Raw genomic sequence first — 17482 nt, 5'->3', positions numbered from 1 at the left:
CACCCCTACCCTGGCTTTTCACGACATAACGCGTTTCCGGGCCCGGTTGGTTCCCGCCGTCAGCGCAGGGCCCCGTGCGTGAACGGCCGGGCCTCCTCGATCTGCGCGGCCACACGCACCAGCAGATCCTCCCGGCCCGCCGCCGCCACCAGCTGGACGCCCACGGGCAGCCCCGCCCGCGTGGAGTGCAGCGGCAGCGAGATCGCCGGCTGGCCGGTCGCGTTGACCGCCGAGGTGTAGCCCACGGCGTGCGCGGTGCGGCCCAGGGCGACGCTGAGGTCGTCGGGCGGGATCCAGCCGAGCTCGAACGGCGCCACGCCCAGCGACGGCGCCAGCAGCAGGTCGTACCCCGACTCCCACCATGCGGCCATCCGCCTGCGAAAACCGTCGATCCACTGCACGGCCACGATGTGCTCGGCCGCGCTGTGGTTGCGCGCCACTCCCACCATCGCGGCGTTGCGCGGCTCCAGCTCCTCCATCCGTACGGGTCTGCCGCGCCGGACGCCGATGTTCTCCACCTCCGCGGCCAGGTTGTTCGCCACGATCGCGCCGAAGTGGCGGGGGAAGTCGGCCTCGCCGAGCGCCTCGGGGCAGCCGGGCGACACGTCGTGGCCGAGTGCCTCCAGCAGCCCGGCTGCCCGGGTGACCGCCTCGGCGACCTCCGGCACGTCCGGCACGTCGCCCCTCGGGTGGCTGGTCACGAACCCGACGCGCAGCCGTCCCGGATCCGCGCCGACCTCCTCGGCGAGCGGCCCCGGCAGCCGCGGCGCGTCGTACGGGTCGCCGTTCACGTAGCCGGAGACCAGGTCGAGCGCCGCCGCCGTGTCGCGGACGGTCCTGGTCACGAACCCGGGGCAGGACAAGCCGCTCCAGCCCTCGCCACCGGTGGGGCCGAAGCTGACGCGCCCGCGCGTGGGTTTGAGCCCCACCAGGCCGCAGAGCGAGGCGGGGATGCGGATCGAGCCGCCGCCGTCGCTGGCCGTGGCGATCGCCACCATCCCGGCCGCGACCGCCGCCGCCGATCCACCGCTCGACCCGCCCGCGGAGTATCCGGGATCGTACGGGTTACGCGTGGGTCCGAACGCAGCCGGCTCGGTGGTGATCGTGCTGCCGAACTCGGGCGTGTTCGTACGCCCCAGCACGACGAACCCGGCGGCCCGCAGCCTGACCGTGCCGTAGCCGCTCTCCTCGACCGGGACACCGTCGAGCACCCGCGAGCCCGCGCTGTAGGGCTCGCCCGCCTGCCGCCAGCCGAGATCCTTGAGCAGGATCGGCACACCGCGGAACGGCGCGTCGGCGGGAATGCCGTCGGCCTCGGCCAGCGCCCGCTCGAACCGTGGGTGGACGACAGCGTTGAGCTCGCCGTCGTGCGCCTCGATCTTCGCGATCGCCGCCTCGACCAGCTCCCGAGGCGACACCCGCCCATCGTGTACGGCCCGCGCCTGCCCGGCCGCGTCCAACCTCAGCACGTCGTCCATGTGTACCTCAGGCCTTGGGAGCCAGGTCGCGTACGGCCTGGGCGATCGGCACCTCGCCGCCGGGGATGGGCGCGAGGACGGGGGTGTCGAGGCCGTTGTCGACGTACTCCTGGATCCTGGCCCGGCACGTCGCGGCGTCGCCGTGCACCACCAGCGCGTCGACCACCTCGTCGGGGATGGCCTTCAGGGCCGCCTGGCGATCGCCCGCCGCCCAGGCCTCGTGCATCGGCCGCAGCACCTCGCCCCGGCCCAGCCAGTCGTGGAAGGCCGCGTAGACGGGCACGGTGAGGTAGCTCGCGAGCATCCAGCGGGCCATCTCGCGCACCTTGGCGGTGTCCTCGCTGACGCACACGAACAGGCGGGCGATCAGCTCGGTGTCCGGCCCGACCTCGGCCCGCACCTGGCGCACATCACCGGGCGAGAGCCAGTTCGTGATCGCGCCGTCGGCCTCCTGCGCGGCCAGGCGCAGCATGCGCGGCCGGAGCGCCGCCAGCACGATCTTGGGCGCGACCTTCGGCGCCCGCTCCAGCTTGAAGCCCTTGATCTCGAACGTCTCGTACTTCTCCGACACCTTCTCGCCCGCCAGCGCCTTCCTGAGGAAGCGCAGGGTGTCGCGGGTGCGCGCGTAGGGCTTGGCGAAGGTGCCCGCGTTCCACCGCTCCACGATCGCCGGGGAGGACGCGCCGATGCCCAGCACGAACCGCCCGGGGGCCAGGTCGGCCAGCGTGGCGGCGGACATCGCCAGCAGCCCCGGGCCGCGCGTGGAGACGGGGACGATCGCGCTGCCCAGCCTGATCCCCTGGGCCCACTCGGCGGCCATGGCCAGCGGCACGAAGCCGTCGACCCCGTTGACCTCGGCCGACCACGCGTCGGTGTAGCCGAGCGCGGGCAACTCCGCGATCAGGTCTCGTGAGTTCGCCAGCGAACGGTCGTAGAAGGGGATCGTCATGCCCCAGTTCTGGGTCATCGAGGCCTCCAGCCAAGCGTCAGTACCGCGACCATACCAACCGGATGGTATGTCGTCTCCGCCCGGATGATCCGGCCGGGCACTAGGCGCGCAGCTCGTGCATCGCCGCGATGAAGTCCTTCGTGATCCCCCGCAGCCCCGGCAGGTGCGAGAGGCCGACGAGCCGGTCCACGAGAGGCACCGTCACGTCGATCAGCCGGTAGGTGCGCACGCAACCGGGCGACGTGTCGTGCACCCAGAACAGCACCATGCCCATCGACAGCAGCCAGAGCAGCTCGGGCAGCTCCTCGCGCAGCTCGGCGTTCATGGCGTCGCGCGAGCCCTCGACGACCTGCCGATAGATCGCGATCGACGCCTCGCGCGCCGGCGACGTCTGGGCGCTGAACGGGCTCAGCGGGTTGGTGGGCTCGGCCGCGTGCTTGAAGAACTTGACCGCGAACTCGTGGTAGGGCTCGGAGACGCGCACCCACTCGCGCAGCACACCGCTCAGCCTGGCCGCGAAGGAGGACGTCGTGGCGAGCAGCTCACGGCAGGCCAGCTCGTGCTCGGCCTGGGCACGGTCGTAGTACGCCTGGATCAACGCCTCCTTGCTCTCGAAGTAGTAGTAGGCGTTACCCACGGACACTCCGGCCTCGGCGGCGATAGCGCGCATCGTCGTCGCGTCGAAGCCGCGCTCCCGGAACAGTCGCAAGGCCGTCTCGACGATGACCTCTCGGGTGCTCTCCGCTCCTCTGTTTCGGGCTTCGGACACGTTCGTCACTTTACGGCGTGATGCCGGTTAGGTCATGGAGCCGCACGGTGATCACCGACACACGGCAAAAATCCGTGTGCGACAGGGGTCAGCTGGTGTGAAGCATGGGATTGATGTTTCAGGCGGAAGGGCTATTTCCGCGAAAAGGCATCGACATGTGGATACGTGGAACTGTGCGCCTCCTAGTAGTCGCACTCCTCGGCATTGAGATCTCCATAATCGCGCTGGCGTCAGCCGCCTCTGCCGCTCCCATGACCCCCGACGAGGAGCCACGGCTGGAGCCATCGACCATCATTCGGACGTACCGGCTGGAAGGGCCGATCGAAGTCGCCCGCTGGCACCTCCCGACGTCCGGCGAAGCGGCCGAGAAGGTCGGCCAGGTCGGCCAGATCGGCGACACGGTCGGCCTGGCCGGCCCGCCCGCCGAGAAGGCCGGCGCGCCCGGTCCGGCCACCGAGACGCTCGCCCTGGCCGGACTGAGGTCCATGGCCGACGGCGAGCAGAGGGGACTTCCCAGGCTGAACCTGCGTCGCGCGAGGCCACGGCACGCGATGGTGCACATGACACACTCGCTCGCCGCGAGCTACCTCAAAGACGCGGGACTGCGCTACAAGTCGTCGGGCGGCTGCACGAACAGGTGGGTGCGCACGTGCACGTCACTGGACTCGGTCCGCACGAACACGATCGCCCGCGTCATCCAGCTCAAGCGCGAGAGCGGCTGCCCCATCGTGGTCACCGGCGGCACCGAGGCGGGCCACGCTCCCGGCAGGTACAGCCATGGCCAGGGCTACAAGCTCGACATCTCGAAGAACGCGTGCGTCGACCGCTACATCAGCCGAAACCACCAAAGCGTGGGCAACCGCGGCGACGGCTCAACGCTCTACCGCTCCGCCTCGGGCACGGTCTTCGCCAACGAGTCGGACCACTGGGACATCATGTTCCGGTGACAGTGACACGGCGCCGTACCCGCTGATCGGATACGGCGCCGCGCAGAGGTTTCCTACAGCTCGCCGGCGACCAGCTCGGCGATCTCCGCCGCGTTGAGCGCGGCCCCCTTGCGGAGGTTGTCACCGCACACGAACAGGTCGAGCGTGTTGGGGAAGTCGACCGCCTGCCGGATCCGGCCCACGTAGGTCGGGTCGGTGCCCACCACGTCGATCGGCGTCGGGTAGACCCCGTTGGCCGGGTCGTCCATCAGCACCACGGTCGGCGCCGCCTCGAGAATCCGGTGCGCGTCGGCGACCGTGATCTCACGCTCGAACCGGGCGTGCACGGCCAGCGAGTGGGTGGTGATCACCGGCACCCGGACACAGGTCGCGGAGACCTTGAGGTCGGGGATGCCGAGGATCTTGCGCGACTCGTTGCGGAGCTTCAGCTCCTCCGACGCCCAGCCGCCGTCCTTGTAGGAGCCGGCCCACGGCACCACGTTGAACGCGATGGGCGCCGGGAACGGCGACTCCTCGGGCAGCTTGTTGGCCAGCGCCTTGCGCACGTCACCGGCCGCCTGACCGATCGTGCGGTCACCGGCCAGCGCCTCGATCTCGTCGTACAGCCTGGCCGAACCCGCCACGCCGGCGCCCGACACCGCCTGGTAGGAGGCGACGACGAGCTCGGTGAGCACGTATTCGGAGTGCAGCGCGCCCATGGCCGCCATCATCGACAGCGTCGTGCAGTTGGGCGTGGAGATGATGTTGCGCGGCCGGTCGCGAGCGTCGAGCGGGTTGACCTCGGGCACGACCAGCGGCACGTCGGGCTCCATGCGGAACGTGCCGGACTTGTCGATCGCGATGGCGCCGCGCTCGGCCGCGATCGGCACCCACACGGCCGACACCTCGTCGGGCACGTCGAAGATGGCGATGTCGATGCCGTCGAAGACCTCGGGCGTGAGCGCCTGGACGACGACGTCCTCGCCACGCACCTGGAGGACCTTGCCGGCGGAGCGAGCCGACGCGACGAGGCGGACCTCGCCCCAGATGTCGTCGCGGGTGGACACCAGGCCGCGCATGACGGTGCCCACGGCACCGGTTGCCCCGATCAAGGCGAGATTGGGCCTGCTCATCGTCCTGTGCCTCCATAAACCACGGCTTCGACCTGGTCTGCGTCGAGCTCGAACGCTCGGTGGGCGGCCGCCACGGCCGCGTCGACATCATCCTGATCGACGATCACGGAGATGCGGATCTCCGAGGTGGAGATCATCTCGATGTTGACCCCGGCGTCGGCGAGGGCCGCGAAGAACGTCGCCGTGACGCCCGGGTGGGAGCGCATGCCCGCGCCGATCAGCGACACCTTGCCGATCTGGTCGTCGAAGAGCAGCGACTCGAAGGCGATCTCGCCCTGCATCCGCTTCAGCGCCGTCAGCGCGGTCGAGCTGTCGGCCGTGGGCAGCGTGAACGAGATGTCGGTGCGGCCCGTCGCCGCGGCCGAGACGTTCTGCACGATCATGTCGATGTTGATCTCGGCGCCGGCCAGGGTTTTGAAGATCGCGGCAGCCTCTCCGACCTTGTCGGGAACCCCGACCACGGTGATCTTGGCCTCGCTCCGGTCGTGCGCGACGCCGGAGATGATCGGCTGCTCCATCTCGGTTCCTTCGGTGTAAGGGTCGGAGACGACCCACGTGCCTTCCTTGGTGCTGAACGAGCTGCGTACGTGGATCGGCAGGCCGAACCGGCGAGCGTACTCGACGCAGCGCAGGTGCAGGATCTTCGCCCCGCAGGCCGCCATCTCCATCATCTCGTCATAGGAGACCTTGGGGATCTTGCGGGCCGACGGCACGATGCGGGGGTCCGCGGTGAATATGCCGTCGACGTCGGTGTAGATCTCGCAGACATCGGCCTCGAGAGCCGCCGCGAGCGCCACGGCCGTGGTGTCGGAACCGCCCCGGCCGAGTGTCGTTATGTCCTTGGTGTCCTGCGAGACCCCCTGGAAGCCGGCCACGATCGCGATGTGGCCGCGGTCGAGCGCCTCACGGATGCGGCTCGGCGTCACGTCGATGATGCGCGCCTTGCCGTGCGTGGAATTGGTGATCACGCCGGCCTGCGAGCCGGTGAACGAACGCGCCTCGTAACCCAGGTTGGCGATCGCCATCGCCAGCAGGGCCATCGAGATGCGCTCGCCGGAGGTCAGCAGCATGTCGAGCTCGCGGCCCGGAGGCAGCGGCGACACCTGCTCGGCCAGGTCGAGGAGCTCGTCGGTCGTGTCGCCCATGGCCGACACGATCACCGCGACGTCGTTGCCGGCTTTTTTCGTCGCGACGATCCGCTGCGCGACCCGCTTGATGCAGGACGCGTCGGCGACGGACGAACCACCGTACTTTTGCACAACGAGCGCCACGAGAGTCTCCCGGTTAGGACTGTGAGGTGCCAGTCTACCGGGGGCGTTTCACGGCGCCGCTGACTCATTTCACTATGTGGATGATCACACCGAGGTGGTCTCCTCCGCCACGTCGAGGCGCGAGTGGGCGGCGAGGGCCTGCAGCGCGCGCATGGCCGCGCCCGCGTGGTTGCCCCAGGTGTTGAAGTAGGAATACTGCCACCACCACAGCGCCTCGTGCGGCCGGCCCGCCTGGTAGTGGCGCAGCCCGTGGATGAGGTCGGCCGCGACCGCGGTCAGGTCGTCGGACAGCCGGTAGGGGGTGACGCCCGTGTCCTTGTACGGGTCGAACACCTCGGCGTAGTCGTCGACCGCCTCCAGCAGCTCGGCCAGCGCGGTGCGCACGCCGTCGATGTCGGGGTCCTCGCTCAGCGGCGGCTCGTAGTTGCCGGACAGGATCACATCCTCGTTGGCGCCGAGCTTGGCGCCCGCGAGGCTCACCTGCGCCACCTCGACCAGCAGCAACGACCAGATGGCGTCGCCGCCCTCACCGCCGGCGACCCTGGTCAGGCCGTCCACGTAATTCTGCGCGTGCCCGGCGATCTCTTCGGCGAGCGCACTCCACTGGTCAGACATCCAGCAGCCTCCGTCCTTCGAACGCGCGGCCCAAGGTCACCTCGTCGGCGTACTCGAGGTCACCGCCCACAGGCAGACCGCTGGCCAGTCGTGTCACTTTCACACCCATCGGCTTGACCAGACGGGCAAGGTAGGTCGCCGTCGCCTCGCCCTCGAGGTTGGGGTCGGTGGCGAGGATGAGCTCGGTGATCCGGCCGTCGGCCAGCCGCGTCATGAGCTCGCGAATGCGCAGGTCGTCGGGCCCGATGCCGTCGATGGGGCTGATCGCGCCGCCGAGCACGTGATAGGTGCCGCGGAACTCGCGCGTCTTCTCGATCGCGACGACGTCCTTCGGCTCCTCCACCACGCAGATCACATGGGTGTCGCGGCGCTGGTCGCGGCAGATGCGGCACTCCTCCTCGGAGGCCACGTTGCCGCACACCCGGCAGAACCGGACCTTCTCCTTGACCTCCAGCAGCGCGTGCGCCAGCCGCTTGACGTCGACCGGATCGGCCGCCAGCAGGTGGAACGCGATCCGCTGCGCGCTCTTGGGACCGACGCCGGGCAGCAGCCCCAGCTCGTCGATCAGGTTCTGGACGACCCCTTCGTACATGCCTAGAACCCTGGCAACTGACCGAGACCGCCGCCGCCCAGCCCCTGGGCCAACGGGCCGAGCTTCTCCTGCTGCAGGTCGGCCGCCGCGCGCACGGCGTCGCGAACGGCCGCGATCACCAGGTCGGCGATCGTGTCGGCCGTGTCCTGCGGATCGGCGGCGTCGACCACGCTCGGGTCGATCTTGAGCTCGAGCAGCTCGCCCGAACCGTTGACGACGGCCGTGACCAGGCCGCCGCCGGCCGAGCCCTCGATCTGCGCGTCGTTGAGCTCCTGCTGGGCGCTCACAAGCTGCTGCTGCATGAGCTGGGCCTGCTCCAGCAGCTGCTGCAGGTTGACATCCCCTGGGTTCACCGTCGTGCGCTCCTCGTGGCTCCGCGTTCTTGACTGTCACGAGCCTACGGTGTTTGGGCGTCGTCATGTACTGGCGGCATGCAGGTGTTTCGACCTCGGACCATTGTTTGGCCGGGTCCCGGCCCCCCTCCAGTGCCCGGGACCCGGCCATCACGCCGACCGGAGCGGCCGCGCCATGCCGGCGCGTAAGGGACGACCATAGGAGTTTTGACGTTGCACACACGTTGCGATCGGCCGAACACCCTACGCGATCCTCCGAACGGCTTGCGCCGGCGGACCTCCAGCACGATGCTCGCCATGCGGGGTTCACTACTTGGAGTGGCCGATGAGTTACGCCGATCTCGACGCGTGTTCCGGCCGCCTGCGCCAGGCGTACGAAAGGATGGCGTCGGGCGAGATCCCGCCCGACGGTCCCCGCCAGTTGATCATCGCGTCCTGGCGGCGCTCCATCGACGCGGGGGTCGACCCCCAAGGCGGCCCCGCTCCCCTCGTCTACAACGCCTCCGACATCGCCGGCGTACGCGACTCCCACCCGCTGCGTCCCGTGCTCCCGCTGCTCGCCCAGACGCTCACCGCGACGGGCGGGCTCTCCGAGCACGTCATGGTCGTCACCGACAGCGAAGGCCGGATCCTGTGGCGCGACGGCGACCACCGCGTCATGCGCCACGCCGACCGGGTGGGCCTGGCCGACGGCCACCAGTGGGCCGAGAGCCGCATGGGCACCAACGGCATCGGCACCACCCTGGCCACCCGCCGGCCGGTGCACGTCTACTCCGAAGAACACGTCATGCGCCTGCTGCACGTCTGGTCGTGCAGCGCCGCCCCGATCGTCGACCCCGACACGGGCGCGCTGCTCGGCTGCGTCGACGTCAGCGGCACCGCGCCCAGCCTCCACCCCGCCACCGTGGCCCTGGTCAGCGCCGCGGCCAAGCTCGCGGAGAGCCGGCTCGCCCTGCGCATGCACGAGCGCGACGCCCGCCTGCGCCGCCGCTTCGACGCCCTGCGCGGCCGTCCCGGCATCCTGCTGTCGGCCACCGGCCGCGTCATCGCCGGCGACCCCGCGGGCGTCCTCGGCGACCGCGTCCACCTCCCGGCGTCCGGCGAGCGGATGCCGCTCCGCGACGGCAGGGTGGCCGTGCTGGAGCCGTTCGCCGACGGCTACCTCGTCCACGGCGCGCCGCCGGCCGCGCCCACGCTCACCCTGAAGTTCCTCGGCGACGGCCGGCCGACGACCACCATCGGCGAGCGCCGCCTGCCCGTCTCGCTCAGGCACGCCGAGATCCTCGCCCTCCTGGCGCTCCACCCCCGCGGCCTCACCGCCGAGCAGCTCTCCTTCCACCTCTACGGCGACGAGGGCAACCCGGCGACCATCAGGGCCGAGATCCACCGGCTCCGCGGCCGGCTGCGCGGCAACATCACCGCCAAGCCCTACCGGCTGACCTCGCCGATCGATTGCGACTTCCTGCAGGCCAGGCAGTTCCTCGCGGCCGACGACCCCGCCGCCCTGGCCCGCACCTACACCGGCCCCCTGCTGCCCCGATCGGAGTCGCCCGAGATCCGCCGCGAACGGGACGAGCTCGAAGTCCAGGTGCGCACCCGCCTGCTGCTCAGCGGGTCGCCGGGCGACCTATGGTCCTACGCCCAGACGGCCAACGGGCGCGAGGACTTCGAGATCCTCGAACGCCTCGCCGAGTCGTTACCTCCCACCGACCACCGCGCCGCCGCCGCCCACGCCCGCCTCACCGCCGACTGACCCCGCCCGCACCTCAGCTACGCGCCACGCCCAGAACCGACCCGGTCGGCCACGCCGACGCCGCACTCAGCGCCACTGAAACCCAATGCGACAGGTGTGGCCTATCACCCCTGGCACCTGGCCCCTGTTATAGAAGCGCCGTACCGTATTCAGCGCCGCTGAAGCCCACTGCCACGGACGTGGCCGATCTCACCCATCAGCCCGACGCCTAACCCCGCCACAGAAGCGCCGTGCCGTATTCAGCGCCGCTGAAGCCCACTGCCACGGACGTGGCCGATCTCACCCATCAGCCCGGCGCCGCGCCGTAGTCGGAGCCTCCGGGGTCAGGTGTGGTCGATCTCGCCGATCACCTGGGCGCCCAGCTCGCGTTGCAGGAGCGCCATGCCTGACAGCTCGTCCACGTCGGCATCCGCGTCGTTGAGGGGGTCGACCTCGTCCGACTCGGGGCCTTTGCGACGGCTGGGGACGGCGTCCGGCCAGGCCGCCGTGCCCGCCTGCCGGGGGGCGCGAGGTCCCGCCTGAGCGGCCGCCTTCGCCGCCGATCTGGCCGCGGCCAGCCCCGCACCGGTCATGCCGGCACTCGTGTGGGTCGGATCGGGCGCGGGCGGCGAGCCGGGACCGGGGTCGTCCGGGGCGTCCGGCCAGGACTCGTCCGTCGTCTGCCGCCCCGGGGACGCGGCGGCGAGGGCCGTGGCCGGCCCGCCTCTTGCGGAGGCGGCCTGCTCGGAGGCGGCCGGGCCAGGAGGCCGGCTCGCCTCCTGGGCGCCGGCCTGCCCGGGTGACGAGCCATGCGAGCTCGTACGGCCCGCGGACTGCTGCTGCTGAGCCGGCGGGTTGTGCGTCTGCGACTGCGGCGCGGCCTGCTGACGTGACGGGCCGGAGGGCGGGCCCGACTGCGGCCCCCTGCCCGCCTGGGGCGCGGACGATCCGCCCACGACCGCCTCGACTCGCCAGGTGCCGCCCAGCACGTCGCCGAGCGCCGCGGCCACCACGGCGTCCTTGCCGCCGCCGGTGAAGTTCTTCATCGCGCCGACCTGGGTGAAGCCGAGCGTGACCAGGTTGTCCTCGACGCCGACCACCTGGGCGTTGGTGCTGACGTTGGCCCAGACCACGATGCTGCGCTGCTTGAGCGCGGCCAGCACCGCGGGCCACTGCTGCTGGAGCGCCCCGGCACCGCTCACCGGACCGGCTCCACCCATCCCGGCCCCGCCTTGAGGGGCGCCGTAGGCGGAGCCTTCGGTCGTGCCGGCTCCGGACGCGCCCCGCGAACCGTCACGCGTGGAAGGCCCCGCCGTATCTGCTCCAGACGCGTTCGCGGCGGGCGCGGAGGCGGCCGGGGCTCCTGGACGAGCCGGCTCCGGCCAGTCGTCGTCGGGGGCCGCCGGGCTGCCCTGCGAAGGGTGAGCGCCATCCGCGACGTCACCCGCGTGACCGCCCGCACCCTGGTCACCCCCGGCATGACCGGCCGCGGAGCCGGCCACAGAACCGGCCGCGGGCCCGTGGCTGGACGCGCCCGGCGTCACCGGCCCGGCGGAGGCGGCCGGCTGGGCGCCGGCGACTCCCGGCGGAGGCACGGACGCGGGCCCGGCGACCGTGCCGGAGCCGGGGCCGGGGCGGGCGGCCATGGCGGCGACGGCTCCGCCGCGTTCGAGGCGTTCGAGACGGGCGAGCAGCGCGGCCTCACCCTGCGAGGCGGCGGGGAGCAGGACGCGCGCGCACATGAGCTCCAGCAGCAGCCGGGGCGAGGTGGCGCCGCGCATCTCGGTGAGGCCGGTGTTGAAGACCTCGGCGGCCCTGGTCAGCTCGGCCGGCCCCATCGAGGCGGCCTGCCCCACGAGGCGCTCCAGCTCGTCGGCGGGCCGGTCGAGCAGCCCGCTGGAGGCCGCCTCGGGAACGTTGGCCAGGATGACCAGGTCGCGGAAGCGTTCGAGCAGGTCGGAGGCGAACCGGCGTGGGTCGTGGCCCCCCTCGATCACCCGGTTGACGGTGTGGAAGACCTGAGCTCCGTCGCGGGCGGCGAACGCGTTGACGACCTCGTCGAGCAGGTCGCCGTCGGTGTAGCCGAGCAGCGAGACGGCATTGGCGTAGGTGATGCCGGCGTCGTCGGCGCCGGCGAGCAACTGGTCGAGGATGGACAGCGAGTCACGCGCGGAACCGGCGCCCGCCCGGACGACCAGGGGCAGGGCGGCGGGCTCGTAGGGGACGCTCTCGGAGGAGAGGATCTCCTCCAGCAGCGCCCGGAGCGTCGCGGGCGGCATCAGCCGGAACGGGTAGTGGTGGGTGCGCGACTTGATGGTGCCGATGACCTTTTCGGGCTCGGTCGTCGCGAAGATGAACTTCAGGTGGGGCGGAGGCTCCTCGACGAGTTTGAGCAGCGCGTTGAAACCCTCTCGGGTCACCATGTGCGCCTCGTCGATGATGTAGATCTTGTAACGCGCCGAGACGGGCGCGAAGAAGGCCCGCTCGCGCAGGTCACGAGCGTCGTCGACACCACCGTGGGAGGCCGCGTCGATCTCGATGACGTCGAGGTGGCCCGGGCCCGTGGGGGCGAGCGCGACGCACGACTCGCACACGCCGCAGGGGTCGGGGGTGGGGCCCTTTTCGCAGTTGAGCGAGCGCGCCAGGATGCGGGCGCTGGACGTCTTGCCACAGCCGCGCGGGCCGCTGAAGAGATAGGCGTGGTTGACGCGGCCCGTCCGCAAGGCCTGCCGCAGCGGATCTGTGACGTGCTCCTGACCCTTGACCTCGGCGAACGTCCCGGGTCGGTACTTGCGGTAAAGCGCAAGACTCATGCGACCATCCCGCCTGCGAGGGGGCTTCTAACGAAGAGAACCCCTCGCACACCCGCCAGAGCCCGCTTATCCTTGCTGCCTTCCGGCCCTGGGGAGGTTCACAGGATGACGCCGCGCGAGGGGTCCGTGGACAGTCTAGCGGGATGTCGCAGTGCTCGCTCCAGCGAAATCGTGGTCTCCACAACCCGAGGAGTCCGGTAAACTCGGCGACGGAGGATTCGCCTAGTGGCCGAGGGCGCACGCTTGGAAAGCGTGTAAGGGGCAACCCTTCAGGAGTTCAAATCTCCTATCCTCCGCCAGTTCATCAGGGGTGTGCCGAGATCACGGCACACCCCTTTTGGCGTTCTGGTCTCAATTGTCTCCTCCTCGGCTGGTCCACCCCATGGTGGGCATCCCCAGGATCAGCAGCACCGTGGCGGCGATATGCCGAGCAGCCACAGCCCCACGCTGCCCCTGCCAACGCAGCTTTCAGCCGTGATCGCGAAACCGGGGCACCACGTTGCCGACCAGCCCCGAGAACTCATGAGGCGGGTTCGGGAGACAGCCTGGCGACCAACCCGGCCACCGGTGGCGATGCGCACGACGCCATCCCTCTGCGGCAGGCCGGCACGCGAGTTGCCGCCACGGCCTGTGTCCGGCAGAGACAGACGTCCTACCCCGTCAGCTACTACTTGGAAGAACATCATCGGCGCCAGGCTGGGCAGCGGGTCGGTTTCGGTCGACACCTCCCCATCCCTGTGAGGCGGACAGCTCGCGCGGGGCGGCGTCTTCACCCTCACGCTGGCGCACCGCACGGTCCAGTGGCCGCTGCTCGTCACCCGCCATACCACCACGTGGGACCTGTCGTCACTGCTGGCCAACGCCAAAGGTGGTGCTCGTCGGCGCGCCAGGCGCGACCGTAGCCCAAATCCCTGCCGGGTCGTCCTCGCCGGACATCTCCGACGACAACACCGCCTGGGGCTACTACACCGGCGTGTATGTCGTACCTCCGGGACAGACCACCACCCGATTCGCCTTCGAGTCGGTGTCGGCCGCGGGTGGCAGCCCGACGGCCGGCAACTTCCTGGACGGCGTGACATTCAGCACGCCACCCTGCCCGGACACGACCGGAACGCGGTGAAGGCGGAGCGTTCGACTTGGTCGCGTCAAAGATGATGGGGGCCGACGGTCGTCGGCCCCCATCATGCTTCCAAGCGACGTCAGCCCATTCCAGAGCAGTCGTCCGGCAAGCCTCACTGATCACGCGAGAACGTAAGAGCCGCACACTCCTTCTACCGTTCAGGCGGCCGTCAGCGCCTTGGACCGGTCGGTGGCCAGGTGCACGGCGATCCCGGCCAGCACCGTGCCCATCACGTACCTCTGGATCCTGAGCCAGACCGGGCGGCGGGCCAGGAACGCGGCCAGCGTCCCCGCGCTGATCGCGATGAGGGCGTTGACGACCGTGCCGATGGCGATCTGGACCGAGCCGAGGGCGAGGCTCTGCAGCAGGACGTGGCCCATGGCGGGGTCGATGAACTGGGGCAGCAGCGAGAGATAGAGAATCGCGATCTTGGGGTTCAGCAGGCAGGTGAACAGGCCCATCGCGAAGAGCCTGCGCGGCGGCTCGACGTCGAGCTCGCGCGGCTCGAAGGCCGATGTGCCGCCCGGCTTGACCGCGTTCCAGGCCAGCCAGAGCAGGTAGGCGGCGCCCGCCAGCTTGAGTGCCGTGTACGCCGCCGGCACGTACGCGAAGATCGCGGTCAGTCCCAGACAGGTGGCGGTCAGGTAGACGGTGAAGCCCAGCGCGACGCCGACGAGGGAGATCAGCCCTGCCCTGCGCCCCTGGGTGATCGACCGTGACACGAGATAGATCATGTTCGGCCCAGGTGTCAGCACCATGCCCAGGGAAACCAGTGCGATGCCGATCAAGCCTCCGGTCATTTCGCAAGATTAACTGACACCGGATGAATCATCTGAGGCCGGTGGCATCTCTGGATCCCTTCCGGGAAGCTGTCATCCGGGCAGACCCGAGAAGGGACGTGGCCATGGACTTCAGAGACGACGTCAACCTCGACTCCTCCCAGGTTGAGGACGTCGGCGGACGCGGAGGCGGCGGCGGCGGCGGCTTCCCGGGCGGCGCGGTGATCGGCGGCGGCGGCATCGTCACCCTGATCGTGATGGTCGTGGTGTTCGTCCTCAACAACCTCAGCGGCGGCGACGGCCGACCGGCCCAGCAACAGCCCCCCTCGAACCTCTCCCAGCAGTGCCAGACGGGCAAGGACGCCGACCAGTCGGAGAAGTGCCGGGTCGTGGGCGTGGTCAACAGCATCCAGGACTACTGGAAGACCGAGGTCTCCGGCTACCGCCCGGCCAAGACGATCCTCTATTCCGGCGGTGTGCGCACCGCCTGCGGCGCGGCCGACTCCTCGGTCGGGCCGTTCTACTGCCCGGGTGACCAGCGCGTCTACCTCGACCTGAGCTTCTTCGACGAGCTCCACAGCCGCTTCGGCGCCAAGGGCGGCCCGTTCGCCCAGGCGTACGTGATCGCGCACGAGTACGGCCACCACGTCCAGAACCTGCTCGGCGCGCTCGAGGGCGGCAGCTCGGTGGCCACGGAGCTGCAGGCCGACTGCTTCGCGGGCGTGTGGGCGAAGAACGCGATCGACACGGGCTTCTACGACAAGCCGTTCAGCCGGTCGGAGATCGCCGAGGCGCTGGACGCGGCGGCGGCGGTCGGCGACGACCGCATCCAGCAGCGGACCGGGGGCCGGGTCGATCCCGACTCGTTCACCCACGGCTCATCGGCCCAGCGCGTCAACGCCTTCCAAGAGGGCTACAAGACCGGCCGGCCCGTCCGATGCGACACCGCGAACCTGCGGTAACAGTCGTGGACAGCGCAAGGATGTGGAAACTCTCCTAAAATCGTTGGGGTGATCTTCAAGCTGGTCGGCGATGGACGGCCCTATCCCGAACATGGTCTGACCTCTCGCGAGTGGGCTCAGATACCGCCGCGGCAGGTCCGGCTCGACTCGTTGATCACCACGAAGGCGATGCTGGACCTGCACTCCCTGCTCGCCGCCGACTCCACGTTCTACGGAGACCTCTTCCCGCACGTGGTGCAGTGGCAGGGCGAGCTCTATCTCGAAGACGGCCTGCACCGGGCGCTGCGGGCCGCACTCCACCAACGGTCGATCCTGCACGCCAGGGTGCTGGAGCTGCCCGGTCAGGGCCGCTGAACGAGAAAAGGAGCCGCGGGCGCGGCTCCTTTTGGGTGGCGGTGGTGGTGGGATTTGAACCCACGGATGAGTTGCCCCATCACACGCTTTCGAGGCGTGCGCCCTCGGCCACTAGGCGACACCACCGTCGACGAGCTTACCGGATCCGCCGAGTGGCGAAGAACTCCTTGAGCACGGCGGAGCATTCCTCGCCCAGGACTCCCATGACGACCTCGGGACGATGGTTGAGCCGGCGGTCGCGGACCACGTCCCAGAGCGAGCCCACAGCGCCGCCCTTCTCGTCGATCGCCCCGTACACGATCCGGTCGACCCTGGCCAGCACGGCGGCGCCGGCGCACATCGTGCAGGGTTCCAGCGTCACCACGAGCGTGCAGCCGTCGAGCCGCCACTGCCCGCGCCGCCCGGCGGCCCGCCTGAGCGCCAGCACCTCGGCGTGCGCGGTGGGATCGGCGCTGGATTCGCGGTCGTTGCCCGCGGCCGACAGCACCTCGCCGAGCGGGTCGAGCACCACGGCCCCGACGGGAACCTCGCCACGGGCGCCCGCGGCGACGGCCTCGGCCAGAGCCAGGCGCATCGCCTCGGCGGGGGTCACCGCAGCCGGTCGAGCTCGTCGGCGAACGACAGCCGCTCGGCGATCACCGAGAGGATGTCGGCCGGGAGCACGCCTTCCTCCATGCTCAGCTCCAGCAGCTCCTCGGAGCTCACGCCGAGGTCGCTGAGCAACTCGAAGTCGCCCGCCGGCCGCACCCCGAGCCCGCTGCCCTCCTTGTCGGGCGCCACGCCCGCGAACTCGGCGAACAGCTCGCCCAGGCTCTCGGGCTGGATCGCGTGCGCATCGGAGAGGAACACCCGCGGCTCCTCCTCGCCCAGGTAGCGGACGATGGCGAACCATTCGTCCTCCACCTCGACACAGAGCAGCGCCAGCTCGTCACCGGCCAGCCCCAGCGCCTCGGTCACGGCGTCGCCGAAGTCGTCGACGATCTCGGAGTCGCTCAGATCGACCTCGGCCCCGCTCCAGCCGTCCGAGGTCTTGACGAAAGCCGCAGAGAAGGTGTTCGCCGCCATTGTCCAAAGCTCCAGAGGGTCAGCCGAAGACTGATTCGATCGCACGCTCGAAAGGCTCGGAGAACCCGAGTCGTGCGGCGATGCTGGACAACATGTCCTCGGGGAGCAGGTCGATGTCTCCGGACAGGATGCCCAGCTCCATCTCGTCGAGCCCGAGGTCGGCGAAGATGGACAGGTCGCCCGCGGGCAGCGCCGTCTCCTCGTCCTGCAGGATCTCGTCGAGCTCGTCCTCGTCGGGAATGGGGATGTCGAGGTATTCGAGGACCTGTTCGGCCAGCGGATAGTCCCAGGACGCGGAGATGTCCGACAGGAAGACATCGACGCGATCCGGCAGAACACGCAGCGCCACGAAGAACTCATCCCCCACCGCGACCAGGCCAATCGTGCCGCTCTCGCTCGGCTGCTGGCGCAGCGCCTTGATCAGGCCCCTCAGGTCGGACGTGAGGGCGACGGGCAGCAGCTCGGCTTCCCAGCGGTCGTCTTCGCGATAGACCACGATGGCGAAGTCGAGCGCATCTTCTTCTGTCATCGTCCACCCCACCCGACGTGGCCTCTACGGCCTCCAATCGTT

The 17482-nt window shown here is 70.2% G+C and carries 18 protein-coding genes, 2 tRNA genes and 1 other RNA gene; 6 read left to right on the top strand and 15 right to left on the bottom strand.

Features of this window, described 5'->3' with window-relative positions; genetic code table 11:
- Positions 1–59: 59 nt before the first annotated feature.
- From AB0C16_RS09155 to AB0C16_RS09145, 3 genes are all read right to left on the bottom strand, one after another.
- Complete coding sequence (locus AB0C16_RS09155; RefSeq protein WP_357680592.1) at positions 60–1478, bottom strand: amidase family protein; 1419 nt, start codon at positions 1476–1478, stop codon at positions 60–62.
- 7 nt (positions 1479–1485) lie between these two features.
- The gene (locus tag AB0C16_RS09150) at positions 1486–2445 is read right to left on the bottom strand and encodes an LLM class F420-dependent oxidoreductase (RefSeq protein WP_357680590.1); all 960 of its coding nucleotides are present in this window, start codon (positions 2443–2445) and stop codon (positions 1486–1488) included.
- Between the two features lie 82 nt (positions 2446–2527).
- A complete protein-coding gene (locus AB0C16_RS09145; protein WP_357680588.1) occupies positions 2528–3196 on the bottom strand; it encodes a TetR family transcriptional regulator in 669 nt (222 codons plus the stop codon).
- A 251-nt stretch (positions 3197–3447) separates the two neighbouring features.
- Here AB0C16_RS09145 and AB0C16_RS09140 point away from each other — a divergent pair, with 251 nt between their 5' ends.
- Positions 3448–4143 (top strand): hypothetical protein, encoded by a 696-nt coding sequence (locus tag AB0C16_RS09140; protein WP_357680586.1) that lies wholly within the window; start codon positions 3448–3450, stop codon positions 4141–4143.
- A 53-nt stretch (positions 4144–4196) separates the two neighbouring features.
- Here AB0C16_RS09140 and AB0C16_RS09135 read toward each other — a convergent pair whose 3' ends face one another.
- The 5 genes from AB0C16_RS09135 to AB0C16_RS09115 all read right to left on the bottom strand — a co-directional run bounded on the left by AB0C16_RS09135 (position 4197) and on the right by AB0C16_RS09115 (position 8086).
- Positions 4197–5255: an aspartate-semialdehyde dehydrogenase gene (locus tag AB0C16_RS09135; protein ID WP_357680584.1), complete on the bottom strand. Its 1059-nt coding sequence runs from the start codon at positions 5253–5255 to the stop codon at positions 4197–4199.
- Complete coding sequence (locus AB0C16_RS09130) at positions 5252–6526, bottom strand: aspartate kinase (protein ID WP_357680582.1); 1275 nt, start codon at positions 6524–6526, stop codon at positions 5252–5254. Before AB0C16_RS09130 ends, AB0C16_RS09135 begins: the two co-directional genes overlap by 4 nt.
- Before the next feature lie 84 nt (positions 6527–6610).
- On the bottom strand, positions 6611–7141 hold the full coding sequence (locus tag AB0C16_RS09125; protein ID WP_189122346.1) for a DUF5063 domain-containing protein: 531 nt from the start codon (positions 7139–7141) through the stop codon (positions 6611–6613).
- Complete coding sequence (gene recR, locus AB0C16_RS09120) at positions 7134–7733, bottom strand: recombination mediator RecR (protein WP_357680580.1); 600 nt, start codon at positions 7731–7733, stop codon at positions 7134–7136. The genes AB0C16_RS09125 and recR overlap by 8 nt, the downstream gene beginning before the upstream one ends.
- Positions 7734–7735: 2 nt before the next feature.
- On the bottom strand, positions 7736–8086 hold the full coding sequence (locus AB0C16_RS09115; protein ID WP_189122348.1) for a YbaB/EbfC family nucleoid-associated protein: 351 nt from the start codon (positions 8084–8086) through the stop codon (positions 7736–7738).
- Positions 8087–8411: 325 nt separating this feature from the next.
- Here AB0C16_RS09115 and AB0C16_RS09110 point away from each other — a divergent pair, with 325 nt between their 5' ends.
- Positions 8412–9839, top strand: coding sequence for a GAF domain-containing protein (locus AB0C16_RS09110; protein ID WP_357680577.1), 1428 nt, complete (start codon positions 8412–8414; stop codon positions 9837–9839).
- 323 nt (positions 9840–10162) lie between these two features.
- Here the strand turns inward: AB0C16_RS09110 and AB0C16_RS09105 are convergent, their stop codons facing one another.
- Both AB0C16_RS09105 and ffs read right to left on the bottom strand, forming a co-directional pair.
- Positions 10163–12631, bottom strand: a complete 2469-nt coding sequence (locus AB0C16_RS09105) for a DNA polymerase III subunit gamma and tau (protein WP_357680575.1) — start codon at positions 12629–12631, stop codon at positions 10163–10165.
- 31 nt (positions 12632–12662) lie between these two features.
- Positions 12663–12760, bottom strand: an RNA gene (gene ffs, locus AB0C16_RS09100) — signal recognition particle sRNA small type.
- Between the two features lie 82 nt (positions 12761–12842).
- On the opposite strand from ffs, the gene AB0C16_RS09095 reads away from it, so the two are divergent.
- Positions 12843–12930 (top strand) — tRNA-Ser (locus AB0C16_RS09095).
- Between the two features lie 572 nt (positions 12931–13502).
- On the top strand, positions 13503–13751 hold the full coding sequence (locus AB0C16_RS09090) for a hypothetical protein (RefSeq protein WP_357680573.1): 249 nt from the start codon (positions 13503–13505) through the stop codon (positions 13749–13751).
- A gap of 158 nt (positions 13752–13909) precedes the next feature.
- Here AB0C16_RS09090 and AB0C16_RS09085 read toward each other — a convergent pair whose 3' ends face one another.
- The gene (locus tag AB0C16_RS09085) at positions 13910–14551 is read right to left on the bottom strand and encodes a LysE family translocator (RefSeq protein WP_357680571.1); all 642 of its coding nucleotides are present in this window, start codon (positions 14549–14551) and stop codon (positions 13910–13912) included.
- Positions 14552–14655: 104 nt separating this feature from the next.
- Between AB0C16_RS09085 and AB0C16_RS09080 the strand changes: the two genes are divergently transcribed.
- Together AB0C16_RS09080 and AB0C16_RS09075 are read left to right on the top strand one after the other, a co-directional pair.
- On the top strand, positions 14656–15492 hold the full coding sequence (locus tag AB0C16_RS09080; RefSeq protein ID WP_357680569.1) for a neutral zinc metallopeptidase: 837 nt from the start codon (positions 14656–14658) through the stop codon (positions 15490–15492).
- A 48-nt stretch (positions 15493–15540) separates the two neighbouring features.
- On the top strand, positions 15541–15846 hold the full coding sequence (locus tag AB0C16_RS09075) for a type II toxin-antitoxin system VapB family antitoxin (RefSeq protein WP_357680567.1): 306 nt from the start codon (positions 15541–15543) through the stop codon (positions 15844–15846).
- Between the two features lie 36 nt (positions 15847–15882).
- Here AB0C16_RS09075 and AB0C16_RS09070 read toward each other — a convergent pair.
- The 4 genes from AB0C16_RS09070 to AB0C16_RS09055 all read right to left on the bottom strand — a co-directional run bounded on the left by AB0C16_RS09070 (position 15883) and on the right by AB0C16_RS09055 (position 17440).
- Positions 15883–15972: transfer RNA gene (locus AB0C16_RS09070), tRNA-Ser, on the bottom strand.
- A gap of 10 nt (positions 15973–15982) precedes the next feature.
- Positions 15983–16420 (bottom strand): nucleoside deaminase, encoded by a 438-nt coding sequence (locus AB0C16_RS09065; protein ID WP_357680799.1) that lies wholly within the window; start codon positions 16418–16420, stop codon positions 15983–15985.
- Positions 16421–16434: 14 nt separating this feature from the next.
- Positions 16435–16911 (bottom strand): tRNA adenosine deaminase-associated protein, encoded by a 477-nt coding sequence (locus AB0C16_RS09060; RefSeq protein ID WP_357680565.1) that lies wholly within the window; start codon positions 16909–16911, stop codon positions 16435–16437.
- 19 nt (positions 16912–16930) lie between these two features.
- Positions 16931–17440: a tRNA adenosine deaminase-associated protein gene (locus AB0C16_RS09055; RefSeq protein WP_357680563.1), complete on the bottom strand. Its 510-nt coding sequence runs from the start codon at positions 17438–17440 to the stop codon at positions 16931–16933.
- Positions 17441–17482: the final 42 nt, after the last annotated feature.

Origin of the sequence: Nonomuraea sp. NPDC048916 (assembly GCF_040649575.1) — a bacterium.
Classification (GTDB): Bacteria; Actinomycetota; Actinomycetes; order Streptosporangiales; family Streptosporangiaceae; genus Nonomuraea.
This window is presented reverse-complemented; position numbering and strand designations above follow the sequence as displayed.

Excerpts from the sequence above, each read along its gene's own strand:
- AB0C16_RS09155 (WP_357680592.1), bottom strand. The coding sequence starts at position 1,478 with ATGGACGACGTGCTGAGGTTGGACGCGGCCGGGCAGGCGCGGGCCGTA.
- AB0C16_RS09150 (WP_357680590.1), bottom strand. The coding sequence starts at position 2,445 with ATGACCCAGAACTGGGGCATGACGATCCCCTTCTACGACCGTTCGCTG.
- AB0C16_RS09140 (WP_357680586.1), top strand. The coding sequence starts at position 3,448 with ATGACCCCCGACGAGGAGCCACGGCTGGAGCCATCGACCATCATTCGG.
- AB0C16_RS09135 (WP_357680584.1), bottom strand. The coding sequence starts at position 5,255 with ATGAGCAGGCCCAATCTCGCCTTGATCGGGGCAACCGGTGCCGTGGGC.
- AB0C16_RS09125 (WP_189122346.1), bottom strand. The coding sequence starts at position 7,141 with ATGTCTGACCAGTGGAGTGCGCTCGCCGAAGAGATCGCCGGGCACGCG.
- recR (WP_357680580.1), bottom strand. The coding sequence starts at position 7,733 with ATGTACGAAGGGGTCGTCCAGAACCTGATCGACGAGCTGGGGCTGCTG.
- AB0C16_RS09110 (WP_357680577.1), top strand. The coding sequence starts at position 8,412 with ATGAGTTACGCCGATCTCGACGCGTGTTCCGGCCGCCTGCGCCAGGCG.
- AB0C16_RS09105 (WP_357680575.1), bottom strand. The coding sequence starts at position 12,631 with ATGAGTCTTGCGCTTTACCGCAAGTACCGACCCGGGACGTTCGCCGAG.
- AB0C16_RS09085 (WP_357680571.1), bottom strand. The coding sequence starts at position 14,551 with ATGACCGGAGGCTTGATCGGCATCGCACTGGTTTCCCTGGGCATGGTG.
- AB0C16_RS09080 (WP_357680569.1), top strand. The coding sequence starts at position 14,656 with ATGGACTTCAGAGACGACGTCAACCTCGACTCCTCCCAGGTTGAGGAC.
- AB0C16_RS09065 (WP_357680799.1), bottom strand. The coding sequence starts at position 16,420 with ATGCGCCTGGCTCTGGCCGAGGCCGTCGCCGCGGGCGCCCGTGGCGAG.
- AB0C16_RS09060 (WP_357680565.1), bottom strand. The coding sequence starts at position 16,911 with ATGGCGGCGAACACCTTCTCTGCGGCTTTCGTCAAGACCTCGGACGGC.
- AB0C16_RS09055 (WP_357680563.1), bottom strand. The coding sequence starts at position 17,440 with ATGACAGAAGAAGATGCGCTCGACTTCGCCATCGTGGTCTATCGCGAA.